This is a genomic window from Streptomyces sp. Xyl84 (genome assembly GCF_059731885.1).
This window is the reverse complement of the sequence record NZ_AP029182.1, coordinates 874,855-900,223: the sequence shown is the minus strand read 5'-3', so window position 1 is coordinate 900,223 and position 25,369 is coordinate 874,855. Positions and strand designations below refer to the sequence as shown.

22 protein-coding genes are annotated in these 25,369 nt (G+C 71.7%); 12 read left to right on the top strand and 10 right to left on the bottom strand.

The genetic code is table 11. The features are described 5' to 3' along the window. Positions 1 to 160 precede the first annotated feature (160 nt). Together AC6I72_RS03860 and AC6I72_RS03855 are read left to right on the top strand one after the other, a co-directional pair. Positions 161 to 991 (top strand): helix-turn-helix domain-containing protein, encoded by an 831-nt coding sequence (locus AC6I72_RS03860; RefSeq protein ID WP_497999458.1) that lies wholly within the window; start codon positions 161 to 163, stop codon positions 989 to 991. Next, complete coding sequence (locus AC6I72_RS03855) at positions 988 to 1,191, top strand: DUF397 domain-containing protein (protein ID WP_497999457.1); 204 nt, start codon at positions 988 to 990, stop codon at positions 1,189 to 1,191. The genes AC6I72_RS03860 and AC6I72_RS03855 overlap by 4 nt, the downstream gene beginning before the upstream one ends. A gap of 174 nt (positions 1,192 to 1,365) precedes the next feature. Here AC6I72_RS03855 and AC6I72_RS03850 read toward each other — a convergent pair whose 3' ends face one another. From AC6I72_RS03850 to AC6I72_RS03820, 7 genes are all read right to left on the bottom strand, one after another. Further along, positions 1,366 to 1,782: a hypothetical protein gene (locus AC6I72_RS03850; protein ID WP_497999456.1), complete on the bottom strand. Its 417-nt coding sequence runs from the start codon at positions 1,780 to 1,782 to the stop codon at positions 1,366 to 1,368. 89 nt (positions 1,783 to 1,871) lie between these two features. Next, a complete protein-coding gene (locus AC6I72_RS03845; RefSeq protein ID WP_497999455.1) occupies positions 1,872 to 2,285 on the bottom strand; it encodes a hypothetical protein in 414 nt (137 codons plus the stop codon). An 863-nt stretch (positions 2,286 to 3,148) separates the two neighbouring features. Then, positions 3,149 to 3,592, bottom strand: a complete 444-nt coding sequence (locus AC6I72_RS03840; RefSeq protein ID WP_497999454.1) for a hypothetical protein — start codon at positions 3,590 to 3,592, stop codon at positions 3,149 to 3,151. Between the two features lie 43 nt (positions 3,593 to 3,635). After that, entirely contained in the window at positions 3,636 to 4,712 is a 1,077-nt protein-coding gene (locus AC6I72_RS03835; protein ID WP_497999453.1) for a hypothetical protein, read from the bottom strand. Next, on the bottom strand, positions 4,709 to 6,547 hold the full coding sequence (locus tag AC6I72_RS03830) for a DEAD/DEAH box helicase family protein (protein ID WP_497999452.1): 1,839 nt from the start codon (positions 6,545 to 6,547) through the stop codon (positions 4,709 to 4,711). The genes AC6I72_RS03835 and AC6I72_RS03830 overlap by 4 nt, the downstream gene beginning before the upstream one ends. Before the next feature lie 173 nt (positions 6,548 to 6,720). Beyond that, on the bottom strand, positions 6,721 to 7,479 hold the full coding sequence (locus AC6I72_RS03825; protein WP_497999451.1) for a toll/interleukin-1 receptor domain-containing protein: 759 nt from the start codon (positions 7,477 to 7,479) through the stop codon (positions 6,721 to 6,723). 13 nt (positions 7,480 to 7,492) lie between these two features. After that, the gene (locus tag AC6I72_RS03820) at positions 7,493 to 8,902 is read right to left on the bottom strand and encodes a helix-turn-helix domain-containing protein (RefSeq protein ID WP_497999450.1); all 1,410 of its coding nucleotides are present in this window, start codon (positions 8,900 to 8,902) and stop codon (positions 7,493 to 7,495) included. Positions 8,903 to 9,506: 604 nt separating this feature from the next. Here AC6I72_RS03820 and AC6I72_RS03815 point away from each other — a divergent pair. The 5 genes from AC6I72_RS03815 (at position 9,507) to AC6I72_RS03795 (ending at position 13,180) form a co-directional block, all read left to right on the top strand. Further along, a complete protein-coding gene (locus AC6I72_RS03815; RefSeq protein WP_497999449.1) occupies positions 9,507 to 9,869 on the top strand; it encodes a hypothetical protein in 363 nt (120 codons plus the stop codon). Further along, positions 9,866 to 10,525: a nucleotidyl transferase AbiEii/AbiGii toxin family protein gene (locus tag AC6I72_RS03810; RefSeq protein WP_497999448.1), complete on the top strand. Its 660-nt coding sequence runs from the start codon at positions 9,866 to 9,868 to the stop codon at positions 10,523 to 10,525. The genes AC6I72_RS03815 and AC6I72_RS03810 overlap by 4 nt, the downstream gene beginning before the upstream one ends. Positions 10,526 to 11,632: 1,107 nt before the next feature. Further along, positions 11,633 to 12,052 carry an aspartate 1-decarboxylase gene (gene panD / locus AC6I72_RS03805; RefSeq protein ID WP_497999447.1) on the top strand — a complete coding sequence of 140 codons (420 nt, stop codon included), beginning with the start codon at positions 11,633 to 11,635 and terminating at the stop codon, positions 12,050 to 12,052. A gap of 52 nt (positions 12,053 to 12,104) precedes the next feature. Beyond that, positions 12,105 to 12,449 carry a GNAT family N-acetyltransferase gene (locus AC6I72_RS03800; protein WP_037862194.1) on the top strand — a complete coding sequence of 115 codons (345 nt, stop codon included), beginning with the start codon at positions 12,105 to 12,107 and terminating at the stop codon, positions 12,447 to 12,449. Positions 12,450 to 12,514: 65 nt separating this feature from the next. Next, a complete protein-coding gene (locus AC6I72_RS03795; protein WP_498004580.1) occupies positions 12,515 to 13,180 on the top strand; it encodes an aspartate/glutamate racemase family protein in 666 nt (221 codons plus the stop codon). A gap of 602 nt (positions 13,181 to 13,782) precedes the next feature. Here the strand turns inward: AC6I72_RS03795 and gnd are convergent. Then, complete coding sequence (gnd, locus tag AC6I72_RS03790; RefSeq protein ID WP_497999446.1) at positions 13,783 to 15,222, bottom strand: NADP-dependent phosphogluconate dehydrogenase; 1,440 nt, start codon at positions 15,220 to 15,222, stop codon at positions 13,783 to 13,785. 529 nt (positions 15,223 to 15,751) lie between these two features. Here gnd and AC6I72_RS03785 point away from each other — a divergent pair. Beyond that, positions 15,752 to 16,960, top strand: coding sequence for a transglycosylase family protein (locus AC6I72_RS03785; protein ID WP_497999445.1), 1,209 nt, complete (start codon positions 15,752 to 15,754; stop codon positions 16,958 to 16,960). 16 nt (positions 16,961 to 16,976) lie between these two features. Here AC6I72_RS03785 and AC6I72_RS03780 read toward each other — a convergent pair whose 3' ends face one another. Beyond that, positions 16,977 to 18,203 (bottom strand): DMT family transporter, encoded by a 1,227-nt coding sequence (locus tag AC6I72_RS03780; RefSeq protein ID WP_497999444.1) that lies wholly within the window; start codon positions 18,201 to 18,203, stop codon positions 16,977 to 16,979. A gap of 255 nt (positions 18,204 to 18,458) precedes the next feature. Between AC6I72_RS03780 and AC6I72_RS03775 the strand changes: the two genes are divergently transcribed. The 3 genes from AC6I72_RS03775 to glgC are packed head-to-tail and all read left to right on the top strand — an operon-like array spanning position 18,459 to position 21,920. Beyond that, positions 18,459 to 19,385, top strand: coding sequence for a (2Fe-2S)-binding protein (locus tag AC6I72_RS03775; protein ID WP_497999443.1), 927 nt, complete (start codon positions 18,459 to 18,461; stop codon positions 19,383 to 19,385). Between the two features lie 40 nt (positions 19,386 to 19,425). After that, positions 19,426 to 20,649 carry a glycogen synthase gene (gene glgA, locus AC6I72_RS03770; protein ID WP_497999442.1) on the top strand — a complete coding sequence of 408 codons (1,224 nt, stop codon included), beginning with the start codon at positions 19,426 to 19,428 and terminating at the stop codon, positions 20,647 to 20,649. Between the two features lie 50 nt (positions 20,650 to 20,699). Continuing rightward, positions 20,700 to 21,920, top strand: coding sequence for a glucose-1-phosphate adenylyltransferase (glgC, locus tag AC6I72_RS03765; protein ID WP_497999441.1), 1,221 nt, complete (start codon positions 20,700 to 20,702; stop codon positions 21,918 to 21,920). Between the two features lie 101 nt (positions 21,921 to 22,021). Here glgC and AC6I72_RS03760 read toward each other — a convergent pair whose 3' ends face one another. Beyond that, a complete protein-coding gene (locus AC6I72_RS03760) occupies positions 22,022 to 22,399 on the bottom strand; it encodes a cupin domain-containing protein (protein ID WP_497999440.1) in 378 nt (125 codons plus the stop codon). Positions 22,400 to 22,706: 307 nt separating this feature from the next. Between AC6I72_RS03760 and AC6I72_RS03755 the strand changes: the two genes are divergently transcribed. Then, positions 22,707 to 25,322, top strand: a complete 2,616-nt coding sequence (locus AC6I72_RS03755) for a PA14 domain-containing protein (RefSeq protein ID WP_497999439.1) — start codon at positions 22,707 to 22,709, stop codon at positions 25,320 to 25,322. The last annotated feature ends 47 nt before the right edge of the window (positions 25,323 to 25,369 follow it).

Below are 25,369 nucleotides of genomic sequence, written 5' to 3'. Positions count from 1 at the left end.
GAGTCAACCGTGACGGTCTCTGCGTAGCGTTGACCAGGAGCGATGAGCTGACGGGTGCGGGCTGTACACGCGGGCGGTGCGCTTGTACGTGGTGGTGGGCGTGACCGGTCCCCGGGACCCGAGTTGGCTGACGGGGCTGGTGTGTGAGAGGAGCTACGGCGTGGACGACGAGGTTCAGCAGCCGGAGTACGAGGTCGGGACGGGCATGTTGTGCGTATTCGGGCGGCAGTTGAAGCTGTTACGGGACCGGGCGGGGATGGACCGAGCGAGGCTCGGATCGCTGACCGGGTACTCGGCCTCGACGATCGCCTCGTTCGAACAGGGGAGACGTATCCCGCCGCCGAAGTTCATCGACCAGACGGACGAAGTGCTTGCGGCGGGTGGGGTGTTGAGCGCGAGCAAAGAGGAGGTGGCTCGGGCTCAGTATCCGGCGTTCTTCCGGGACGCGGCCAAGTTGGAGGCTGAGGCTGTTGAGCTTCATGTGTACGCAAACCAAGCGGTACCGGGGCTCTTGCAGACAGAGGAATACGCGCGAGCCATCTTCATGATGATGCGACCGCCCATGGCTGACGAGCTGATCGAACAGCGAGTGTCCGCACGCCTGGCCCGGCAGGGGATCTTGTCCAGCCGCGACGCGCCGCTCGCCAGCTTTGTCATCGATGAGGCAGTGTTGAGGCGTCCGATCGGAGGGCGCGGAGTCCTGCGTGGCCAGCTTGAGCACATCCTCCTGAAGAGGGAGCAGCGGAACGTCGAGATCCAGGTGATGCCGCTCGACCGTGAGGAAAACGCCGGTATGGCTGGTCCCTTCACCTTGATCGAGACGAAGGAAGGGCGGAGGATCGCGTACGCCGAGGTGCAGAACGTGAGCCGCCTGCAGACGGAGCGGGAACGCGTCCGTGCGCTGGAGGCGAAGTACGGAATCATGCGGGCGCAGGCCCTGACTCCTTGTGAATCATTGGCGTACGTAGAGAAGTTGCTGGGAGAGCCATGAACGCACACGCACATCAGGTGCCCATAGACGAGTGGACGTGGCACAAGAGCAGCTACAGCAGCGAGGAAGGCGGCGAATGCATCGAGGTCGCCGCCACCCCCGCCAGGATCCACGTCCGCGACTCGAAGGACGCAACTCGCGCCCCGTTGGCCGTGAACCCCACGGCCTGGACCGAGTTCGTCGCCTTCGCGGCACTCTGAACAGACGCAGGGCCCTCGGCGAGCGCACCGCTTGCCGAGGGCCTGAGCACGTCCGCTCGCGCAACACCTTCAGCAGCCCCGGCGCCCTGCGCGCCGGATGCCCGCGCCGGCGCTGGCCGGAGCGGCCGTCAACGTCCGCCTCGGGTCCGATGCCGGGTTCGGCTGAAACGGAGGTCAGAACGCCTTCAGATAGACCCTGGCCCGATCGTCCTTGAGCGCCTGGACGTAGATGTCGATCCACTGCACCTTCTTGCGGCGGTCGTCCTTTACGCACGGAGGGCAGACACCGGCCGAGCGGGCTCCCTTCAGCGTCTGCGGCTCGGACAGCCCGAGGTGCCGGAACAGCTCACCATCCGGGGCGAAGTCGGCCTTCTTCACCTTCAGCGGTTCTTCGGGACGAAGGTCCTCCGCGATGCCTTCGGCGTTCTTCTCGCTCGTGACGAACGAGAGGAGATAGATGTCCTCCCGGGGGTTGATCTGCACGGCTCCCTTGACCTCGGTCGCACCCCTGGGCGCCGTCACGTGCATGAACGCCGACGCCTCGGGTGCGCCGGCGTTCTCGTCCCACCGCGCGGTCCGTCCGTCGGTCACACGGCGATCGTCCGTGTCCGGGCTGGAGCAGGCGGAAAGCAGAAGAGCGGCTGCCACTGCCGCGATGAGAAGGGCACCTCGTCTGGTCGTCACCGGTTCTCCTCGTCACCGCGCGAGACGTCGCCGCGGGTTCCTTCTCGTCCTTGGTCCGGCGGGTTCACCGCCGGTTTCGCATCGCTGTCCAGGTCGTACGTGTACGTGGAGCCACTGCCTCGCATGTCGAACTCCTGAGCAAGTCCGGTCTTGTGCAACCGTCCCATCTCGGAGTCCGGGATCACCACGCCTCCGGGGAAGGCGGTCGACTTGCCGGCGTCCCACTTGTACCGGTCCCACACGTTGGCCTGGTATTCGAGCGAAACCTTGGGCTTGCCGTCCGCCCCCGGAGTGACGGTGACCATCCCCGACACGTTCTGCTGGTGGGAGCCGACCGCGTGGAACCATTCGTCGCTCCGAAAGGTGCGACCGACCGCCTTGCTCTCCACCGGCCGGTCAGCATTGGGCACGAGAGCGCCCCAGCTTGCTGACCTGGTGGCCACCATGACGGAGGCCTGGACACAGGTGTCTGGCTCCCGCCTGGGAGGTGCGCTGCGTGGCTCGACAGCTCGTCGGCGGCGTGGGTCCTGAGCGAGTGGGCCACGTCGGGGGCCGAAGCGGCGTGCCCTACGGATGCCGCCTGCGCCCTCCGGCCGCTACCGCGGCCTCGCCCTCCCCGGTGACCTTCTCGTCCACTGCGCCGGCGCAATGGGCCTGGGCTTCGGCACCGTCGTCATATCTCGGCCGCGGTGAGGCAACTGACCTCCGCCATCGCGAGGATGGAGGAGTGGGCGGCCAAGGCCCGTGCGCTGGCGCACGGTACGACTGCATAACACCGCCCATAAGACCCGGACCTCCGCAGAGGTCCGGGTCCGGTGCGTCGGGCCTTCAGTGCCTTGGCTTCCTCCGGCCGCCATGAGACGTGACAGGGATCTCGCCCCAGTCCGGAGTATCAGTCCCTACTCTGGTCGCGCTTGCCGGTCGCTGGGAAAACGGAAGATCATGAAGGCGCCATCCGTCACTGGTGACCCGGCAGGCAACTCGGCAACCGGCCGGCGTCGCTCCACGACGAGTGACGGGCGCCGACCGGAGAGGGAGCCGTTGTAGGCTGAGTGAACAGCCCTTGACCTGTAAAAAGCAGGCAGGGAGCCGTCTTCCAGGAGTCCAGACATGCTGCGCACCATGTTCAAGTCCAAGATCTAGCGTTTGGGTGTTTCTGCAGGTCAGAGCCCTGATCATCGCCTTCGGGTCAGCAAAAGGTCAGCATCAGACCGGACGGTTTCCGGCTTCCTGACCTGTACCACGGCAGGGGGCCTGCTGCCCCGCCCTGCGACTATTCCCGGCGCGGGGACGGATCCGATGGGAAGGCGAGGCCGGTGACGGTGCCGGCCTGGACGATCGGGCCGTGCTGGGTGCCACCGGAGACGATGTTGTGCACCGTTGCTGGGCGGCCCGCTGCGGCGGCCGCCAGTCGGCGCAGCGACGCCCCGAGAGCACTCAGTTCCTCGCCGGTGAGCGCCCCGGCTTCCACCAGCCCGCAGAGACGAGTCTGCCACTCGGCCGCGATGCCGGACGCGGCGCGCTCGTCCACCGCGGTGCCCGTGAGGAGCAGCCGTGCACGCGCGTCGTCCAGGCCGGTGATCGCGACGGTGTCCGCGCCCGCACGTGCGAGGAACCGGCCCATCAGTGCGCGGGCGTGTGTCCAAGAATCGGTGACCATGAGGGAGACCAGGGTGGTGGCCCCCGATGCCGCCATCGCGGCCAGTTCTGCGTCCATCGCGTCCTCCTGGATGCGCAGGGATGAAAGTCCCGGTCGACGGTCAGACCGTGTCGGCCGGCGGCCCGGGGGCGGGCGCCGGTTCCGCTCCGGTCTCGGGAGCGGGAGGTCTCGGCGGATCGAATCGACGTAGGAGGTCCTCCGCTGTCTCGTGGCGGTTGTGCTGCTCGACGAGCTGCGAGAACTGTCGGGCCAGCATCGCCCGCCGGTCGTCGTCCTCCGTGAAGCCCATAGCTTCGAAGAACCTCGACAGGTGGTCTGCAGCCGAGGGCTCACGGGCCGAGAGATCGGCAGACTCCGTGCCGACGTCCGTCGTCCCGGGTCCTCCCGGCCGGTTCGGCAGCATCTCGAGCAGGCGCTCGGGGATGTCGGTGTCGTTGGCAGCGGAGGCCAGCTGCGCCAGCAAGGGGAGGTCGGCCACGGTCTTCGCCACCTGCTCGTCGTTCTTGGTGAGCCACCACACGACGGCGCTGCCGGTGTCCTTGAGGACGTCCTCGCCCAAATACCGGCGCTTACTCTGCTCGTACTTGCGCTGGTGCTCCCACACCGCCTCGTCCTTGCGCACGCCGGCGAGCCGGTTCAGACGCTCCTGGTCCTCGTCGGGCAGCGTGAGGCTGATGTCCTCCGCCATCGCCCGGAGGTGGCCCGTGGAATCCGGGCACATTCGGCTGAGGGCGCCGCCGAGTTCGTGCTGAAGGAGCGAGGCGTGGCTGGGGTCCCGCTTCTCGGCGATCGCGCGGGCCCGGCTCAGGACCGCGTCCATGGCGAGGCCGGCCGGGTTGACAACCGCGCCGCGCCCGGGATCATCGGTGAAGCACCATCGCACGGTCGCCGAGAAGACGAAGTGGTAGTCGTCCCACAGGCTCGGGAGCGCGACTCGGTTGACGCGGTACTCGGTCCGCTCCACGGGGGCGGCCGTGTGCTGCTCCTCGAAGCTGACCGGCACCGGGCCGCGGCGCTGCGATGCCACCCGGAAGGCTGCAGCGGGCAGTACGAGAAGAAGCGCGGCCAGCACCGGCCAGGTCCAGCCGGGCCATCGCTGCACCAGGCCGACGATGGTGAGCAGCAGGCCGCACAGAACAGTGAGGAACACGGTCGTCGTCTTGCGTGCGGTCGTCATGATCGACCCCCTTTGGCCGATGCCGGCGGGGCGGCAGTACCGAGGTTCTGTGCCACACCGATCTTGAGGAGCAATAGGTCGGTCGTCTCGGCGGAGTGGGAGCCTTCGCCCGGAGAAGCGCACTCCGCCCGGCGCGCGGACGCGTACAACGCGGCGAACGCCGCGCCCCGGTCCTCCCCGCACCGGTCGGCGGCAGCGACCAGCAGGTCGAGGAGGACCTCCCTCCGGTCACCGGCGCCCTCGGCCGCCCATTGCAGCCAGCTCTGTATCTCCGCCCGTGGTGCCAGGCGTGGTCCTTCCGTCCGCGACACGGCGTGGGCCAGCACGGCGCGCCAGCACGTGATCAGGGAGTGTCGTACCCCGTCCTCGTCGACCAGGGCGCGGGTGGTGACGGAGCGGTCCGTGAGCGGCTCCGGATCGCTGACGTGCAGAAAGACGGCCAGGTCGGCCGGTGCGAGGTTGCCGCGTGTCAGCCGGTCGAGCAGCCTTCGGCGCAGTCGTCGGCTGCCGGCCACCAGGTCGCACAGGGACTGCAGCGCATGGGCCGTACCGCGCTCACGCCGGGCGAGATGGTGCAGCCGGATCAGGGCGTGGTCCGGATGGTCCAGTGCGAGGACGTCGGCGCAGACCTGGACCAGCACCCCGGCGAACTCATCGGTCAGCCGGCCGTATGCGCACCAGTTGTAGATCCGTTCGCGGAAGTCCCTGCCATGGGCGGGGTCCGCGAGACCGCAGGTGAGCGCCTGGACCGCGGCCTCCGACCCGGCTCTGCCCGCTCCCTGCGCGCTCCACCGCTCAGCGAGCGCGGCGAGCGCGTCCGCCCGCCCGGTCCGCAGGTACTCACCGGCCAGCCGGGCCACCAGTCCGTCACGGACGTCCGCCACGAGATGCGGGTCGCTCGACCCGACGACCCGTGCGGCCCACGCGCCGAGGTGCGGTCGCAGGTCGGGCATGTGGTCCCAGAAGTGGGCGCGGACGGCGGAGTCGTAGTCCAGCTCGGTGAACCGCACGCGACCGTCCGGCCCGGAGCGGGCCGAGATCTCCGACAGCCGCTGGGCAAGGTCCTTGCGCTGGAGGAGCGGAGTCTCCTCCTCGGGGGCCCCGACCGTGCTCAGCAGAAGCGCGGCCGCCCGGTGGACGACGTCGGCGTGCGCGCCGTGGAGCATGGACACGGCGATCATTAGGGCGCGTTGGGAGGCGTCGGGCAAACCGGCGACGTGGTCGGCGACTTCGGCGCGGCGCCCGGCGCGCGCACGCTTCGCGGCCGTACACCACTCGGGAAACCCCTCGCCGGGCCCGGACGTCTCGCAGGCCCGGCGTATGCGGTCGGCGAAGTCGGCGATCTCCCGCATGGGTTTGCGTTCGCTCAGGAACTCGTCGACGGTGACGTCGTTCCGGAGGAACTGCTCGCACGGCACGCCGTGGGCGCGCAGGTGGCGTCTGAGAACCTCCATGGGAAGGGCCGGCGGTCCGATCTCGACTCGGTAGTGCTGGAGGTCGGGATCGAGGGCCCCGTGGTGCGGCATGACGACGACGAGATGGGCCCGCCGCTCGTGCACCGTCTGGCGCAGGGCGGGCAGGATGCCCCGCGCCGCATTCCACGGACCGGCCTTCGCGGTGGACAGGTCGAGCAGCAGCCGGTCGCCCGGATCGACGAAAGCCGGGTCGTGCCGCGGCAGCTCGTCCAGCTCGTCGGGCAGGAGTTCGCGGAAGGCCCCGCCGGGACGCTGGAGTTCGCGCAACAGTACGCGAGCGGTAGCCGAGCGGCCGCTGCCGGGAGCACCGTCGAGGATGACGGTGCCCGTCTCTCCGAGCGTCGTCCGGGCTCTTCCCATATTGACCGGAGCGACCAACACCCGCCGGACCCAGCGAAGTTGGTCATCGGGAAGTTGCCGGAAGACCGGCTTTCGGGGTTCCTGGGCAGTGGCGCCGAGGTTGACGAACAAGTGGCCGCTGCCCGTGTGCATGATGCCCCGCGTGCTCTCGACCCGGGTAGTGTGTTCTGTGCTCACCGTCGGTCGTCCTGGGGCCGCTCCGGCTCCCCGAACCGCTGGTGGACGTCCCCGTGGTGGTCGCCCTCGGTGTATGTCGTCCCGGTGCCCGAGATGTAGCGGTCGCCCGACACGTGGCGTGAGTTTTGGTAGATGCTGCCGCTGCCCGTGTGGACCGTGCCGTGGGAGTTCTTCACGATCGTGCCGCCGACGTCACCGCTGAAGTCGCCCGCTTGGACGGACGTTCCGCTCACGTCCCCGATCGAGTTGTGCACGGTGGTCGACGCCGGCGACGGCTCGCCGGGCTCGATCAGGTCCCGCAGCTCGGGCACCAGTTCGGCGACCAGATCACCGATACGACGGACGCCGGCCTCGGTGTCGTGGGTGCTGTCGAACGGTACGGACTGCAGATCGGCGAGCCGCGCCAGCTCCGGGGGCAGGATTGCTTTGCTCAGCCGGTCGGTCTTGCGGCCGTCCAGCACGGGAACGACGATGAGCCCCCACTCGAACGCGGCCTCGATTTCCTTGCGCACCCAGTCGTCGGGATCCTGCAGCCGACTGCGGAAGTTCGTCCAGTCCGGTCCTACGACGGCCAGCAGCACGGAGCTGTGGCGTAACGCGGTCTGGAGAGCCTCGGGGTAGGCGTCCCCTGGGGTGATGGACTTGGACGCGCGGAAGACACGGTCCTGGCCGAAGCGACGTGACAGCTCCTGGTCGAGGAGGGCCGCGGTCCGCTCGCCGTCGCCGGTGCGGTAGTTGATGAAGACGTGGGGCATGCCAGTGACTCCTTCAGATGGTGGACGGGCGCGACAACGTGCCGAGTCGCGGTCCCAGCCGGCGTACAGAGGAATGGTTCGCGTGGCGCGCCAGGGCGCGGGCGAGTCGCCTCAGGTCTGTCGTTACGGTGGCGGAACCCACGGCCTCCACCCCGTCGAGCAGGTGCGCCGCCAGGTCGCAGGCGTGGTCGATCTCGCCGGCCGACGCATAGGCGAGTGCGCGGCGGACGCCGTACCTGACTTGTGTGCGGACCGCGTCCCCGCCCACCAGGGCGAGTTGTCGGTCCAGTATTTCGCTCGCCTCGCGCGCCCGCCCGAGATCGACCAGGCACCAGCCGGTGACCATGCCGACCGGATCAGGAAGGTGCATGGTGCCGATCACCGGCTCGTCAGCCCCTTCGTCCTGGAGAGCAAGAAGTGCGCGCGCGCGGTCCAGCGCCTCCAGACAGGCCCGGTGGTCACCCGCAAGGGCGTGACCCTGGGCTTCGCGCTGTGCGGCGAGCCCGCGGATGCGCGGGGGCAAGGCCCCGCTCTGCGCGCAACGGGCCAGAGCGACCGTCTGCTCGGCGTCGTCCCGGTACAGCGTGATCAGGGCCCGGCGGACCAGTGCGTAACCCGCCAGTGTCCGGTCGCCGCCGGCGGCCGCCAGGTCGACCGCGCGCTGCGTCCACCACAGAGCCGCTCGCTCGTCTCCGGTCTCCTGCACCAGCCAGCCGACGTATTCGGCGTACCGGGAGCCGAGGGCCAGCAGGTGGCGACGCGTGCCGCTGTCACAGTGGGTGGACAGTTCCCGCAGGGTATGGGTCTGGGCGATCAGAACGGGCAGGAGCAGACCGGGCGCCACCGCCTGGCCGAGTCTGCGGTAGTGGGTGAACAGTGAGTGGGAGGCTTCCAGCATTTCCGCGCCCGCGGCTGGCGAGGCCAGGCCCACGCCGCTGTCGGACCGCCACGCCATCATCGAGACGGCACCGGCACCCATGACTTCCCGTCGGCTCAAGGGCTGGAAGGTGTTCGGTCTGTCCGGCGACAACTGCATGATCCAGTCCTCCTCGTGGACATGGCCCGGCGCCGGATCGACGGGCGGGTCGGTGGTCTCTGGTGCGAGCAGGGCCAGCAGGGCCCCGCCGGCCCCGAGGGCGGCGTCGCACAGGCGGGCGAGATCACGGCTGGGGGCCTTCAGGCCCCGCTCCACCTTGCTCAACTGCGCCTTGCTGTAGTGCACGGAGCCGGACAGGGCGGTGAGACTGAGCCCTGCCTCCAGACGCCGCTTCCTCAACTCCTCGCCGAACCCGGTGGACGGCTGTGGCACGGAAACCTCCAACTCCTCCCGCCATCGGCCGAGTCGGCGCTGCACGTAGCGTGCGGCAGTCTGGCCGGGGCGGACAAGACGATCGATGCTGTTTCCCGTTTCCTTCTCCGACATGGGAACGCGACATGCGCGGCAGGGAGGACTGGAGAAACGGACTCTCTGGAAGCCGTGCCGAAAAGGGAGGCGATCGTGCGCTCGACCGCCCACGGGAAGACGTCCAGGCCACTGCCGTGGTCCTCGCCCCGCTCGGCGATCACCAGTGTGATGCCGATAGCCCGCACAAGACGGCGGTACTTGTCATGGCCGTAGCCGCGGTCCGCGAGCAGGGCGTCAGGCCGTCGCATGGGCGGCCGACCGGTCCCGCTACCCGAGGGATCTTGTCGAGCAGAGGCGGCAACTGGGTGACGTCGCCCACGGCTACCGCCGGTCAGCGACACCGCGAGCGGGTGTCCTGACCGTCGCCCGCGACGCCGAGACGGAAGCCGCAGCCGACTCCATCGCGGCGGTCCTCCGCGTGACCTGCTGTGCCACGATCACCCGCGCCCGCGAGCGGGGCTGGTCCTAGGCCGCCAGGGCAGCCGGTTGCTACGCCCCCTGGGGTTGTACGGGTAGGTCATGATGAGCGTCCGAGGAGGGGCGGGCGGCGCCCGACCCGTACATATGACAGCGGAGCTCCGTTTCCGCCATGCCGGCGCCTCCCAGCAGCGATACTGGATGCATGGACCCGACGATCACCGCCCCCCGCGCCGAGGTGCTGCGAGACCGCTACCGCAGCCGACTGCCCGAGCGCTTGCAGGAGCTGGCCGGCCCCGTCGAGGGCAACGTGGACCTGCCGCTTCACATCGTCTGGTCCGGGCGGACGAGCTACAGCCTGGACCGTCCGAAGTCCCGCATGACGCTCTACCGGACCGTCCTCGCCGAAGGACTGAGTGAGGACCTGGCGGCCCTCCTGCACCACCGGCTGCTCACCGAGCAGTGGCCCGTGCTGCGGCGCTTGATCAGTCCCTACATCCGCGAGGTCTGGGAGGACGCCTTCCCCGAGCTGCTCCGCACCGCTCCGGCCGACACGACCGCCGCGTGAAGCTCACTCCGCTCCAAGAGCGTCTCCTCGCCGACATCCTCGACATCGGCTCCCCCTACCCTCTGGTCCTCACCGGCGGATACGCAGTGCAGGCCCACGGCCTGGTCGAACGCTTCAGCCGCGACCTCGACGTCGCCACCGAGAACCCCGCTCCGATGCAGGAGATCGTCGCCTCACTCACAGCGGGTCTCAGCGAGCGCGGATGGCGGACCACGCACGTCCAGACCGATCCGCTCAGCGGCCGTTTCCTCGTCACCGATCCGGACACCGGCGAGGAGTGCGAGGTCGACGTCCTCAAGGAGGCGTTCTGGGCCCCTCCCGCTCAGACCCCCTACGGCCCTGTTCTTTCCCTCGATGACGTGATCGGCACCAAGGTCCGTGCTCTCGCCGACCGCGGCACCGTTCGCGACCTCATCGACGTCCAGGCTGCCTCCCGCCACCGCTCCACCGCCGACCTCGAATCCCTGGGCCGCCGTCGTGCCCACGACGAGTTCAGCCTCGAAGACCTCCGGGACCGGCTCATCGGCGCGGACTGGTACGAGGAGGAGGACTACACCGCGTACGGGCTCACCTCCCGCCAGATCGACGAACTCAAGGCGTGGGCACTGGAGTGGGCGGAGGATCTGGGTGCGCGGATCCATGACGAGAACGCCTGAGAGCGGACATCGTGCCCATCCCGCCTCTACCGCCGTTGCAACGAGAGGATGCGGAGTAGCCAGTAGTTGCAACCCGGAGCCGTCCACGATGGGTGGCCACCCGGCACGGCGGATGTGCAGGGCAGCCGAGCGATACCCCGCAGTGGAGCGTGGCCTCCTGCACTCCTTCACACGGCCGGATCCGCTACTCGTCGTGCTCGTTGTGCATGGTCAGCAGAAACCCTGACAGGTGCTTACAGAACGCGGTACGTCTCGCCGTCCGGTTGCGCAGGGCCTCCCTCGTCCTCGACGGGGAACTGGTGGCCATGCAGCCGATAGACCGTCTCGTCTGGCGCAGCCAGCATCCGTGCCTGCCGCCAGACCCCACGAATGACAGGTGGCCGCCTGCTTGGCGGCGCAGGCGAAGCGCACGCCAGGAGGAGAGGGGATCCAGGACGATGCGCCACAGAGCCGGGCTGCGCTTTGGATGCTTCCACTGTCTTCCTCCTCTTCGTTGCCTTCCTGTTTGGAAGTAGCAGTCTGGGCAGACGGCCGGAACTCAGCTGCCCACGAAGTGGTAGCGACTGTGATCGATCGATCACAGTCGTGAGCCCGGCCGGGATGAACCACAAGGCTGCAGACCGTGTGCTCCCTGTTGAGGTGGCGAGCCATGGGGTCGATAACGGTCAGGTGGATCACGGCTTCTTATCGGGCCGGGAGCGTCTCGTATCCGCAGACCAGACACCGGTGGAGCATCAACCATCCGTAGGTCCGCTCGACCGCCTAAAGCTTTGGGGTCGGGGTGCAGCCCGGCAATGCCAGGAGTGCGGTGAACGATTTCCAGGACGATGCCGAAGGCGACTCCGTGCCTTACCTGACGTATAGTCAGGTAAGTCAGCATCCGGTCAGCATTAGTCCTCACACATCCGGGGACGGGTGTTCGAACAGGTGCTTGGTTGGCGATGGAGAAACAGCCCGGTTAACACGAAAGTGCAGGTGAGGAGCCTTCTTACCCGAGTGAAGTCGATGTTTCTCGGTATCTTCGACTCCGACGCGCCCCCGTGTAGAGTGAACACCGCCCTTGACCTGCACAAAGCAGGCAGGGAGCCGTCTTCCAGGAGTCCAGACATGCTGCGCACCATGTTCAAGTCCAAGATCCACCGCGCCACCGTGACCCACGCCGACCTGCACTACGTCGGCTCGGTGACCATCGACGCCGATCTGCTCGACGCCGCCGATCTCCTGCCCGGAGAGCTGGTCCACATCGTCGACATCACCAACGGTTCGCGTCTGGAGACGTACGTCATCGAGGGCGAGCGCGGGTCGGGGGTCATCGGGATCAACGGAGCCGCGGCACATCTCGTGCACCCCGGGGACCTGGTGATCCTCATCAGTTACGCCCAGGTCACCGATACCGAGGCGCGGGCCCTGGTGCCACGGGTGGTGCACGTGGACGCGGACAACCGGATCGTGGAGCTGGGCGCCGACCCGTCCGCCCCCGTGCCCGGCTCGGACCAGGAGCGCAGCCCGCGGTCCGTGCCCGCCTGACCCGACGCCCACCCCGGGCGGCGGACGTCCGGGCACTGCGAGGAGATTGCCCATGAGCGACATCGAGATCCGCGACGACCGGGAGGCCGGCCGGCTCGAGGCCGTCGCGGAGGGTGAAGTGGTCGGCCGTATCGAGTACTTCGTCCTGGAAGCGCCCGGGCGTGCCCTCGTTCCGGTCCACACGATCGTGGAACCGGCCCACGAGGGCCAGGGCATCGCCGGCTCCCTGGCGCGCGAGCTGTACGCGACGGCGGAGCGCGAGGGCGTCGCCGTGGCCCCGCTGTGCCCGTACGTCATCAAGTGGGCCGAGCGCCACCCGGACGAGGCCCCCGCGCCCGCCCCCGGGATGCGGCAGGCCGCCAAGGCGTGGCTGGCGGCGCACCCGGGGCGGTTCTGAGCACGACCGGGGAGCCCGCCGTGCCGTCCGCACCGGCCGGTCCGCGCGCTCCGGCCGCGGCCGCCGTGCTCGCGCTGCTGCACACCTCGCCCGTGCACGTCCCGGTGTTCGACGCCCTGCGCGAGCAGGACCACCCGCGGCTGCGGCTGCGGCACTTCGTCGACGAGGACCTGCTGTGCAGGGCCCGCAGGGACGGCCCTCGGACGGTGGCCGACGACGTCGCGGCGGTGCTGGAGCGGGCCGTGGCCGAAGGCGCGGGCGCGGTCCTGTGCACCTGTTCGACCATCGGCGCGGTCGCGGAGGCCGCCGGTGCCGGTCGCGCGCTGCCCGTGCTGCGCGTCGACCGGCCGATGGCGGCCCAGGCGGTGGCCGCGGGTCCCCGGGTGGCGGTCGTCGCGGCGGTGGAGAGCACCCTCGCCCCGACCGCCGCACTGCTTCTTCAGGAGGCCGAACGCGCCGGGCGCCGCCTCCAGGTGCGCCCCCTGCTCGTGCCGGGTGCCTGGGCGCGGTTCGAGGCCGGTGACACCGACGGGTACGTACGTGCGGTCGCGGAAGCCGCCGACTCGGTCACCGGTGACGAAGCCGACGCCGTCGTCCTCGCCCAGGCCTCCATGGCCCCGGCGCGGAACCTGACGACGACATCCGTGCCGGTCCTGTCCAGTCCGCGTCCCGGCCTCGCGGCGGCGGCACGGGCCGCGACACGGGCCGCGGGAGCGGCAGCCCCGGCGTGACCGGAGGGAGGGGCCGGCTGCTCCTGGACGCGCTGACGTCCGGAGGGGCGGACGTCCGGGCCGGAGGGTGTCCGGGACGGTGGAGGCCCGGGCGGGCCGGGCCGACGGGGCCGGGTGAGCCCAGCCGGGTCCTCGCCGTCCTGCCCCCGGGTGACTGGCGGGGCGGGGGCAGGGTAGGCGGGGGAGTAGTCCAGAGCCGATGTCGACCGACTGGCCGGAGGACGCCATGACCGACCCGTACCCCGACCCCGTAGCACCGCCGCCCACTCCCGGCCCCCGTCCGGACCCCGCTCCGGGCCCGGGACCCGGCCCGGACCCGGTGCCCACACCCCAGCCGCACCCGGCGCCCCAGCCGCCCCCGGTCCCGGCGCCGCCCGGCCCCGGACCGACGCCGCCCGACCCGTCCCCTCCAGGGCCGCCGCCGGGGCCGGTGCCCACGCCGCCGCCCCCGGGGCCGCCGGAGCCTTCCCCGTCCCCGATCCCGCCGGGCCCGGAGCCGGTGCCGAACCCCGAGCCGGGGCCGCCCCTGTCCTGACGGCGGCCCGCACGCCGTCAGGGCGCGGCGGCCCGGGCGGCCACCGGCAGTGGTCCCCGTGTGCGGCCTACGCCGTCACCTCGGAGCGGTCGCCCCCCCACAGCGTGTGGAAGGTGCCGTCCCGGTCCACGCGCCGGTAGGTGTGCGCGCCGAAGAAGTCACGCTGCCCCTGGGTGAGGGCGGCGGGCAGGCGTTCGGCGCGCAGGGCGTCGTAGTAGGCCAGGGCCGCCGCGAAGCCGGGGGTGGCCACGCCCTGACGGGTCGCCGCGACCAGGACCTCGCGCCAGTCGTCCTGGGCCGCGGCGATCTCCTGCGCGAACGTGTCGTCCGACAGCAGGCTCGGCAGGTCCGGTCGGGCGTCGTAGGCGGTCCGGATGCGGTCCAGGAACGCCGCCCGGATGATGCAGCCACCGCGCCAGATCGAGGAGACGGCGCCCAGGTCGATGTCCCAGCCGTACTCCTCGCTGCCCGCCGCGATCTCGTGGAAGCCCTGGGTGTACGACACGATCTTGGAGGCGTACAGCGCCTGCTCGACGCGGTCGGCGAACGCCGCCGCCTCGGACTCGGACAGCGTCGACGCCTTCGGCCCCGTGAGATGGCGGGAGGCCTCCCGCAGGGCGGCGTTCCCCGACAGCGACCGCGCGAAGACCGCCTCCGCGATGCCCGACACCGGGACGCCGAGGTCGAGCGCGATCTGCACCGTCCAGCGTCCGGTGCCCTTCTGCTCGGCCTGGTCGACCACCACGTCCACGAACGGCTTGCCGGTGGCCGCGTCCACATGCGCCAGGACCTCCGCCGTGATCTCGATCAGGTACGAGTCCAGACGCCCGGTGTTCCAGGTGCGGAAGATCTCCGCGATCTGCGCGGGGGAGTACCCGGCCACGTCGCGCAGCAGCTGGTACGCCTCGCCGATCAGCTGCATGTCGGCGTACTCGATACCGTTGTGGACCATCTTCACGAAGTGGCCCGCGCCGTCCGGACCCACGTGCGTCACGCACGGCGCGCCGTCGCCGGCCTTCGCGGCGATCTTCTCCAGCATCGGGCCGAGCGAGCCGTACGACTCGGCCGAACCCCCCGGCATGATGCTCGGGCCGTGCAGCGCGCCTTCCTCCCCGCCGGAGATGCCCGTGCCGACGAAGTGGATCCCCCGCTCGCGCAGCTCCCGCTCGCGGCGCCGGGTGTCCGCGAAGTGCGCGTTGCCGCCGTCGATGATCATGTCACCGGGTTCGAGCAGCGGCGCGAACTCCTGGATCACCGCGTCGGTCGGCTCGCCCGCCTTCACCATGACGACCAGCCGGCGCGGGCGCTCCAGCGCCGCCACGAACTCCTCGGCGGTCTCGGCCGGGACGAAGTCGCCTTCCTTCCCGAACTCCTCCACCAGCGACCTCGTCCGCGACACCGTCCGGTTGTGCAGCGCGACCGTGTAGCCGTTGCGCGCGAAGTTCCGGGCGAGGTTGCGGCCCATGACCGCGAGTCCCGTGACGCCGATCTGGGCTGTAGTGCTCATACCGCCTGCTCCTCAAAGATCCGATGGATCGCCGGGTCCTGCCGTCGGTCCGTGGGGCTTCCCGAGCCGCCTGATCCGCCCGGAACTGTCGGGCTTCCCGCCTTGCGACCATCCTGGCCCGCCGGTACGCCGACCGCACATCCGTGCCGCCCTGCGTGCCCTTCCGCCCGCTGTGACCTCCCGCCGCGTGTGCCCTTCCGCCCCGGCGCGATCAGGTTTCCGCCCACCGTGTCACCTCCCGTCCCGCGCGGCCCCCCGCGCCTCGCCTCCCGCCCCGCCTCGCCTCCTGCCCCACGGCCGCTCCCCTCCCGCCCTGGTCCCTTACGCGACCGGATGCGCCCCATCTCCATCCCATACGCGACCGGAGGCGCCCCGTCCCCAGGCTCTCCCGGCCTGACGCCGCCGTTCCGGCCAACGTACGAGCGCTACCGGCCACTTGAGACTCGGAAGCGGCCGATTGCCGTCTTGTCATGGCTCGTTCGGGGCATCTACTTTTGCCGCTCCTGACGCATGGCGAGGGGGAACGGACATGGCCGCACGCGGCCGGCACCGCCGGTACCAGCCGAACAGGATCAACCGCGCCTCACTGACGGTCACGGTGGGCGGCGCGGGCATGGCCATCCCGCTGATCGGCGCCGGCACGGCGTACGCGGCCGACGCCGCCACCTGGAACAAGGTGGCCGCCTGCGAGTCGAGCGGCAACTGGAGCGTCAACACCGGCAACGGCTACTACGGCGGGCTGCAGTTCACCCGGTCCACCTGGGCGGCGTTCGGCGGGACCAGGTACGCGCCGCGCGCCGATCTGGCCACGCGCGAGCAGCAGATCGCGGTGGCGGAGAAGGTGCTCGGCGGACAGGGCCCCGGCGCGTGGCCGGTGTGCTCGGCGCGGGCCGGCCTGACCACCGCCGTGCCGCAGTCCGCGCACCGTACGGGCAGCGCGGCCGCGTCCCGCGGGGCGACCGGGGGCCGGACGGACCGCGCGGCGGCCCCCGCGCACGACGTCAGACCGCAGACCACGCCGCAGTCCCGCGCGGGCACCTCCGAGATGTACACGGTGGTCCGCGGCGACACCCTCTCCGGCATCGCCGACGACCGGCATGTCCGGGGCGGCTGGCGGCAGTTGTACGCGGCCAACCGGACCGTCGTCGGGGACGACCCGGACCTGATCCTGCCCGGCCAGCGGCTCTCCGTGCACCCGACGCGGCAGGCGCCCGCCCGGCACCAGGATTCCGCACCCGCCCGCCGGCCGGCCGCGCAGCAGAAGACGAAGCCCGCGCCGAAGCCCGCCACCCGCACGGAGAGCGGCAGGGCCGGCCGGCCGCACACCGCCTCGCACACCCTCGTCGCCCCCGTGCACGGCCCCGTCGGCACCGGCTACCGGGCGTCCGGCTCCCACTGGTCCAAGGGCTACCACACGGGCGTCGACTTCCTGGTGGGCACCGGCACCTCCGTGCACGCCGCCGGCGCGGGCCGGGTGGTCACCGCGGGCTGGGGCGGGTCGTACGGGTACCAGGTGGTGATCCGGCACGCCGACGGCCGCTACACCCAGTACGGGCACCTGTCGGCGATCTCGGTCCGGGCCGGCCAGTCGGTCACCGCCGGACAGCGCATCGGCCGCTCCGGGGCCACCGGGAACGTCACGGGCCCGCATCTGCACTTCGAGGTGCGGACGGGGCCCGGTTTCGGCTCGGACATCGACCCGGTCGGCTATCTCCGGGCGGGCGGGGCCGACATCTGACCCCGGCCGGGCGGCGTCAGGATCCGACCCGGGGCCGGTGCCGGGCGAGGACGGGCATGGGGACGTACGCCACCCCGTGGACGAGGCCGCAGAACGGGCCGCTGTACAACATGTCCGTCTCCGGCCCCGGGTCGTCCGCCGTCGCCGGTCCGCCCTGCTCCGGCCCGGCTCCGGAGGCCGCCTCACGCGGTGCCGGGAGAGCGGGCAACGCGAGCACGGCGGGAGCGGCGGGCACGGCGGGAGCGGCGGGCACGGCGGGAGCGGCCGGCACCGCGGGCGCCGGGGGACCGGCAGGCACGGCAGGGGAGGCAGGCACCGCGGGAGCGGCAGGTGCCGCGGGGCCGGCGGGCGCCGGGGGAGTTCGCCGGGGCGTCGCGTCCTGGCCGGGTGCTGCCTGCGCCGGACCCGCCGCCGTGCGTCCGATGCGCTCGGTCGTCAGCAGGATCAGGCCACCCGCGGCCACCACACCGCAGCCCAGGGCGAGCGCGGTGCCCGTGGCCCCGTAGCGGAAGGTTTCGCCGAACATGGTGATGCCGACCGCGGCCGCCGCCATCGGGTTCGCCACGGTGAGCGTGGCCAGCGGGGCCGCGAGGCCACCGCCCCGGTACGACGCCTGCGACAGCAGCATGCCCGCCGTGGCCAGGACGGCGATCGCCGCCAGCGACGGCAGGTCGGCCGGCGTGATCCCGTCGCTCCAGTCCACCGCGACCGCCTTGGTGAACACCGAGGACATGCCGAACGCGACGCCGGCACCCGTGGCGAGCAGCACGCTGCGCACGGCGGGGTGCCGGTGCGCGGTACGCCCCGCCACCGTCAGCGCGACCACCGCGCCGCCCGTGAAGGCCGCCAGGGCGACCCGCTGGGCCCCGCTCAGCGACTGCGCGTGGGACGCGCCCACCAGGGACAGCAGGCCCGCCAGACCGGCCGTCGCCATGACCGCGCCGCGCCACGCGGCGGCGCCCGCCCGGCGGCCGACCAGCAGGGCGGCCATGGGCAGGGCGAACACGATCGTCAGGGCGCCCAGCGGCTGGACCAGACTGAGCGGGCCGCAGGCCAGCGCCACCACGTGCAGCAGGCCGCCCAGACCGTTCAGACCGACCGCCGCCCACCAGGCCGGCCGGCGCAGCGGCGCGTACTGCTCGCCGGGAGCGGACACCGCGACCTGCTCCTGCACGATCGCGCCGCCCGCGTACGCCACGGCGGACACGAGCGACAGCAGCACGGACAGCGCGAGGGCGCTCATGAGCTGGTCCTCTGCGGGAGGCGGGCGCGTCGGGCCCGGCGCGGCGAACAGGCGGCTTCCATGGTCCAACACCTTGCCGTGCCGATCTCTTCCCGTCGTCGTCCCTGAGCAGTCAATGGGTCATACTGCCGATGGAGTAGCCGTCCCGCGGTGTCCTCCCCAAGGTGGGCGACACACGGCGGAGCACCCCTGACGAGCGGCCCGCGCCCGCCCCCTGGGAGCGTCGGTCCCCAGGACTTGCTACTACTGCTCCCCGTGGAACCCGACGCACGACTCGCCGCCCTCCGCCCCCTCGGCGGCTTCTTCGCCCTGCGCACGGGCGAGCCGCCCCGAGGGCCGCTGCCCACCCTCGCGCAGGCCTACGCCCAGGCTCCCTCCGGGCACGCCGCCGACCCGCTCACCGTGCGGGTGCGCCGGGTCGCCGACGGCATCCGGGCCCCCGAACCCCGGGTCGCCGCCTCGGTGGCCCACCAGGGGCTCGCCGCCCGCCTGTGGTCGGTGGCGCTGGGCTGTGCCGTGCGGTACGGCCGACTTCCCGACCTCGCCCCGGACCTGCTCCGCTGGGACCCCACGGGCAGCGCCCCCGACGACCTGTGGCTCACGGAGGTACGCCCGCTGCCCGCCGCCCGCCCCGCCGGCGGGACCACGACCGGCACCGACCCCGCCACCGACACCCACCCCGAAGCGGCCACCGCCACCGACACCGTCGCCGCCCCCGAAGCCGCCACCGACCCCGAAGCGGCCACCGAAACCGACGCCCTCGCCGCCCCCGAGCCCGCCACCGACACCCACGCCGACCCCGCCACCGACGCCGTCGCCACCGCCGTCGCCCGCGCCGTCCTGCACGCCCATCTGGAGCCCCTGGCCGCCGCCCTGCGTGCCCGGTACCGCCTCGCGCCGGGCCTGCTGCGGGGCAACGCCGCCTCCGCGCTGGCCGCGACGGCGCGGCAGGTGCGCGGGTGGGCCCGCCAGGACGGCCGGCCCGGGGCCGGCGACCTGGCCCACGACCTGGCCGTACGCCTGCTCGCCCACCCGGCGCTCGCGGGGGCGGGCACCCTGGGCGCCACCGGCTTCCGGCGGCGCAGTTGCTGCCTCTACTACCGCGTGCCCGGCGGCGGTGTCTGCGGGGACTGTTGTTTCTCACGTGCCCCGGCCCCTTCCCCCCGGGCCGCATCCGGGTGACCATGAAGGGGACTTGCCGCCGGACTCAGGGGGTTTGCGGGTGCGCGTGGGACTACTGACCCGGGAGTACCCGCCGGACGTGTACGGCGGTGCGGGCGTCCATGTCGAGTTCCTGGCACGGGAACTGCGGCCGCTGGTCGACCTGGAGGTGCACTGCTGGGGCGAGGCATCCTCGGCGGAGCGGACGGCGGGTGTCGTGCGCCACCGCCCCTGGCCCGCGCTGGACGGAGCCAACGACGCCCTGCGGACCTTCTCCGTGGACCTGGCCATGACCGCCGCCACCCAGGGCTGCGACCTGCTGCACTCGCACACCTGGTACGCGAACCTCGCCGGCCACCTCGGAAAGCTGCTGCACGGCGTGCCGCACGTGCTGACCGCGCACTCCCTGGAGCCGCTGCGCCCGTGGAAGGCCGAGCAGCTCGGCGGTGGGTACACCCTGTCGAGCTGGGCCGAGCGCACCGCGATGGAGGCCGCCGACGCGGTGGTCGCCGTCTCCGGTGCGATGCGCGCCGACATCCTCGGCTGCTACCCGGACCTGGACCCCGCCCGCGTCCACGTCATCCACAACGGCATCGACACCGCCCTGTACCGGCCCGACCCCAGGACCGACGTCCTCACGCGCATCGGCCTCGACCCGGACCGCCCCTACGTGCTGTTCGTCGGCCGCATCACGCGGCAGAAGGGCGTGCCGCACCTGCTGCGCGCCGCCCGGGACATCGACCCGGCGGCCCAGGTCGTGCTCTGCGCGGGCGCCCCCGACACCCCGGAGATCGACCGGGAGTTCCGGGATCTGTTCCGGGAGCTGAGCCAGGTCCGCGACGGTGTCCACTGGATCCCGCAGATGCTGCCCCGCCCGGAGGTGGTCCAGTTGCTCACGCACGCGGCCGTCTTCGTCTGCCCCTCGGTGTACGAGCCGCTCGGCATCGTCAACCTGGAGGCGATGGCCTGCGGCACGCCCGTCGTCGCCTCCCGCGTCGGCGGCATCCCGGAGGTGGTCGACGACGGCCGCACCGGGATCCTCGTCGACCTGGACGGCGGCCGGGACGAAGAGCCGGGCGGGAGCCGGGAAGAAAGGAAGGACGGCGGCCCGGACGAGGCGTTCGAGGCGGGGCTGGCCCGGGCCCTGGACGCCGTGCTCGCCGACCCGGCGGCGGCGCGCCGCATGGGCGAGGCGGGACGGCTGCGGGCGGTGGCGGAGTTCGGCTGGGACGCCGTCGCCCGGCGCACCGCGGGGCTGTACGAGGAGATCCTCGGTCAGGCTTAGGCCACTTCGCACCAGGGCAGTAGTGGTTCAACCGGGTGAGGGGAGCGGCCATGCGTCGTGGTGGACCTTCGGTCCTCGGAATCGTCCTCGCGGGCGGTGAGGGCAAGCGTCTGATGCCCCTGACCGCGGACCGCGCCAAACCGGCGGTGACCTTCGGCGGGACGTACCGCCTGGTCGACTTCGTCCTGTCCAACCTCGTCAACGGCGACATCCTGCGCGTCTGTGTGCTGACCCAGTACAAGTCGCACTCGCTGGACCGGCACATCACCACCACCTGGCGCATGTCCAGCCTGCTCGGCAACTACGTCACCCCGGTGCCCGCCCAGCAGCGCCTCGGCCCGCGCTGGTACCTGGGCAGCGCCGACGCGATCCTCCAGTCGCTCAACCTGGTCCACGACGAACAGCCCGAGTACGTGGCGGTCTTCGGCGCCGACCACGTCTACCGCATGGACCCGCGGCAGATGCTCCGGCAGCACATCGAGGGCGGCGCGGGGGTGACCGTCGCCGGCATCCGGGTGCCGCGCACGCAGTCCTCGTCGTTCGGCGTGATCACCCCGGCCTCGGACGGGCAGGGTGTCGAGCGGTTCCTGGAGAAGCCCGCCGATCCGCCGGGCCTGCCCGACGACCCCGACCACGTCTTCGCCTCCATGGGCAACTACATCTTCACCACCAAGGCGCTCGTCGAGGCGCTGCACCGGGACGCCGAGGACGAGGGATCCGTGCACGACATGGGCGGCTCGATCCTGCCTGCGCTCACCGAGCGCGGCGAGGCCCAGCTGTACGACTTCAGCGCCAACCACGTGCCCGGCGAGACCAGCCGGGACCAGGGCTACTGGCGGGACGTGGGGACGCTCGACGCGTACTACGACGCCCACATGGACCTCATCGCCGAGCGTCCCGCCTTCAACCTCTACAACCGGGACTGGCCGGTCTACACCCACTCCAACCAGCTCTCACCGGCCCGGTTCAACGCGGGCGGCATCGCGGGGGAGTCCATCATCAGCGCCGGCTGCCTGATCCGCGGACAGGTCACGCGGTCCGTGCTCTCCCCGGGCGTGCGGGTCGATCCCGGCGCGGTGGTGCAGGGCTCGGTGCTGCACGACAACGTCCACGTCGGGCGGGGCGCGGTCGTGCGCGGCGCGGTCCTGGACAAGAACGTCGAGGTGCCGCCCGGCGCGACGATCGGCGTCAACCCGGAGCGGGACGCCGCGCTGTACACCGTCTCCACGGGCGGGGTGATCGCCCTGGGCAAGGGCCAGCGCGTCCCCTAGGGTCCCTCGCCCGCCCTCGCCCGCCGTCGGCCGCCCCCCGGCCGGCTCGGGCCCCGGACGGCTCGGGACTCCGTCTCCCGGCCCCGGGGCGGCGGGCGGGCTCAGCCGATCAGCGGCGGGAAGTGGTTCAGGGTGATCGCGCTCGCCCGGCGCGCGTCCTCGCTGGGGCTGAACTGCACGTACTCGGTGCCCGGCGCCGTGTGCACGGGGACGTGGCCCGGGGGCGCGTAGAACGCCTCTCCGGCCTGGTAGACCTCGTCGTGGTCGGGGTAGCGCAGCCGCAGCTCGCCCTTGAAGACGTAACCCCAGTGCGGGCACTGGCAGCGGCCGTCCGGCAGTTCCCTGAGCAGCGGGGTGAGGTCGACGTCCTCGCGGAAGACGCGGAAGTCCACCGTGTAGGGGTCGAGGTCCTCGGACTGCTCGACGACGGGTCCGTAGTCGCCGCCCTGGGTGGCGGTGCGCCGGGAGACCTTGGGCATCCGGTTCACTTCCCTTCCGCAGGAGAGGGGAGCCGCGCGGGAGCCCCGCACGACACGGGAGCGACGCCCCCATGGTGCGCGCCCCGCGGGCGTACGGTCCACTTGGATCTCGCCCCCGCCGGAGATCCGCACGCGGACGGCGGCGGCGCCGGGTGATCCGACCTTTTGTCATGTCCCTGGACTATGAAGCCGATCCGTGCTGTCATGCCGTCGGCTGCCTTGACAACGTTGTTCCACACCGGACCGAACAATCCCGCAACCGGGCAGTGCACAAGAGCCGCCATTTTCCCTCGTCACGAGGAGGATCGTGCGCACCAGCCGCTTCAGGGACCGACTCGCGCTGCTGCTCGCCGCAGCGCTCGGTCTCGCCGCGTTCACCGCGGCCCCCACCGCGACCGCCACCCCCGCCGACGACCCCGTGGAGGCCCACGGCCTCAAGGGCGACTACTACACCCAGTCCGCCCCCGGGGCCTTCGACTTCGACCAGCTGAAGGCCACCGCGTTCGACCCCGCACTCGACTTCGACAACCTCGAACCCCGCCTGGCCGCCACCACCGGCCGCTCCGACGACGTCAGCGTCCGCTGGACCGGCCGCATCGTCCCGGAGAAGACCGGCGCCCACACCTTCTCGATCACCGGCGACAACGGCTTCCGCCTCTGGATAGGCGGCAACCTCGTCATCGACCACTGGGTCGACGACTGGGACCGCGAACAGAACTCGGCCCCCGTGCAGCTGACCGCGGGCACGGCCTACGACATCAAGGTCGAGTACTTCGAGCACTACGGCGGCTCCAACCTCCACGTCCGCTGGACCGAGCCCGGCGGAACCAAGGAGGCGGTGCCGCAGTCCGCGTTCCGCCTGCCCGAAGGCTACGCCTACGACGGCGCGCTCAGCAGCACCGTCCTCGGGGACGGCCGCACCCTGAGACTCGGCTTCGCGCAGCGGCTCGCCGCGCCCCCGGCCGGCCTCGCCGGCCACCTGAAGGCCGTGATCGGCGGCGCCGCCTGGCCGCTCGGCACCGCCCGCACCGACCCGGCCGACCCGCGCGCCCTGCTGGTGAGCCTCCAGCAGCCCGTCGTCGGGAACAAGAGCGGTACCGCGCGCGGCACCGCCGACGTCCGCTACGACGGCCTCGGCGGGCTCACCGGCGCCGACGCCAAGGCGGTCGGCGCGTTCTGGAGCAGCGGACCCAACCGGTCGACGTACGAACTGCGCACGCCGTGGGCCGGGCAGGTCGGGCCGGACAACGCCCTTCCCGAGTACCCGCGTCCGCAGCTGACCCGCTCCGACTGGCGCAGCCTCAACGGCCGCTGGCAGTTCGCCGCCGCCCACGAGGGCGAGCAGCCGCCCGTGGGCACGACGCTGCCCGAGCGGATCCTCGTCCCCTACCCGGTGGAGTCCCAGCTCTCCGGGATCGAACGGCACGAGGACCGCATGTGGTACCGCCGCACCTTCACCGTCCCCGCCGACTGGCACGTCGGCCACGGCAAGCGGCTGCGGCTCAACTTCGGCGCGGTGGACTGGAGGGCCGAGGTCTACGTCAACGGCACGAAGGTCGCCGCGCACCAGGGCGGCTACGACAAGTTCGGCGCCGACGTCACCGACGCGCTGAAGCCCGGCCGCACCCAGGAGCTGATCGTCGGCGTCTACGACCCGACCGACGCGGCCGGCGGAGAGAACCCGCCGCTGGGCAAGCAGCGCCTGGACCCGAGCGGCATCTGGTACACGCCGACCTCGGGCATCTGGCAGACCGTGTGGATGGAGCCGGTCGCCCCCGACCACGTCGACTCCCTCGAGCTCACCCCCGACGTCCCGCACGGCCGCCTCACCGTCCGGGCCGAGGGCGTCCGCGACGGCGTACCGGTCACGGCGACGGCGTACGCGGGACGGCACAAGGTCGCCACCGCCCACGGCCGCACCGGCTCGCCGCTCACCCTGACGATCCACGACCCGCGCCTGTGGTCGCCCGACGACCCCTTCCTGTACGACCTGAAGGTGCGCGTCGGCGCCGACGAGGTCGGCAGCTACTTCGGCATGCGCTCCATCGCGGTGGAGCAGGTGGACGGCGTCCCGCGCACGGTCCTCAACGGCAAGCCGGTCTTCATGATGGCCACGCTCGACCAGGGCTTCTGGCCCGACGGCCTGTACACCGCGCCCACCGACGAGGCCCTGGCGTACGACCTGAAGGTGCACAAGCAGCTCGGCTTCAACGCCGTGCGCAAGCACATCAAGGTCGAGCCCGACCGCTGGTTCTACTGGGCCGACCGGCTGGGCCTGATGGTGTGGCAGGACATGCCCGCCATGACCGCGGGGGTGAACCCCTCCGCCGCCGCGCGGACCGAGTACGAGCGCGAGATGAAGGAGGTCATCGACGAGCACATCAGCAGCCCGTCGGTCGTCATGTGGGTCACCTTCAACGAGGGCTGGGGCCAGTACGACGAGGCCCGCGTCGCCGATCAGGCCAAGAGCTGGGACCCGACGCGCCTGGTCAACGGCATGTCCGGGATCAACCTGGGGACCGACGGCGGGGCCGGTGACATCATCGACGAGCACGGCTACCCCTCTCCCGCGCTGCCGCCGCACCCCGACGGCAGGCGGGCCCTGGTCAGCGGCGAGTACGGCGGCCTCGGCCTCGCGGTGCCCGGACACGCCTGGCCGGTGCAGCAGAGCTACGTCGACGTCGACCCCGCCGCCTACACCGACGACTACCTCACCAAGCTCGGCGAGGTGCGGTCGCTGGCCTGCCGCGGCAGCAACGGCGCGGTCTACACCCAGATCAGCGATGTGGAGGGCGAACTCAACGGTCTGCTCACCTACGACCGGCGGGTGCTCAAGCCCGACGCGGCCCGGGTACGGGCCGCCCAGCAGGCGCTGATCCGCGACGCGTCGCGCGCGACACCCGCCGGATGCCCGGCTGACTGACCATCAGACGTGATCATGCAGGCAATGACGTCTCCCTCGGAGGTCTT

Excerpts from the sequence above, each read along its gene's own strand:
- AC6I72_RS03855 (WP_497999457.1), top strand. The coding sequence starts at position 988 with ATGAACGCACACGCACATCAGGTGCCCATAGACGAGTGGACGTGGCAC.
- AC6I72_RS03840 (WP_497999454.1), bottom strand. The coding sequence starts at position 3,592 with ATGGACGCAGAACTGGCCGCGATGGCGGCATCGGGGGCCACCACCCTG.
- AC6I72_RS03835 (WP_497999453.1), bottom strand. The coding sequence starts at position 4,712 with ATGACGACCGCACGCAAGACGACGACCGTGTTCCTCACTGTTCTGTGC.
- AC6I72_RS03830 (WP_497999452.1), bottom strand. The coding sequence starts at position 6,547 with ATGGGAAGAGCCCGGACGACGCTCGGAGAGACGGGCACCGTCATCCTC.
- AC6I72_RS03825 (WP_497999451.1), bottom strand. The coding sequence starts at position 7,479 with ATGCCCCACGTCTTCATCAACTACCGCACCGGCGACGGCGAGCGGACC.
- AC6I72_RS03820 (WP_497999450.1), bottom strand. The coding sequence starts at position 8,902 with ATGTCGGAGAAGGAAACGGGAAACAGCATCGATCGTCTTGTCCGCCCC.
- AC6I72_RS03815 (WP_497999449.1), top strand. The coding sequence starts at position 9,507 with ATGGACCCGACGATCACCGCCCCCCGCGCCGAGGTGCTGCGAGACCGC.
- panD (WP_497999447.1), top strand. The coding sequence starts at position 11,633 with ATGCTGCGCACCATGTTCAAGTCCAAGATCCACCGCGCCACCGTGACC.
- AC6I72_RS03800 (WP_037862194.1), top strand. The coding sequence starts at position 12,105 with ATGAGCGACATCGAGATCCGCGACGACCGGGAGGCCGGCCGGCTCGAG.
- gnd (WP_497999446.1), bottom strand. The coding sequence starts at position 15,222 with ATGAGCACTACAGCCCAGATCGGCGTCACGGGACTCGCGGTCATGGGC.
- AC6I72_RS03785 (WP_497999445.1), top strand. The coding sequence starts at position 15,752 with ATGGCCGCACGCGGCCGGCACCGCCGGTACCAGCCGAACAGGATCAAC.
- AC6I72_RS03780 (WP_497999444.1), bottom strand. The coding sequence starts at position 18,203 with ATGAGCGCCCTCGCGCTGTCCGTGCTGCTGTCGCTCGTGTCCGCCGTG.
- glgC (WP_497999441.1), top strand. The coding sequence starts at position 20,700 with ATGCGTCGTGGTGGACCTTCGGTCCTCGGAATCGTCCTCGCGGGCGGT.
- AC6I72_RS03760 (WP_497999440.1), bottom strand. The coding sequence starts at position 22,399 with ATGCCCAAGGTCTCCCGGCGCACCGCCACCCAGGGCGGCGACTACGGA.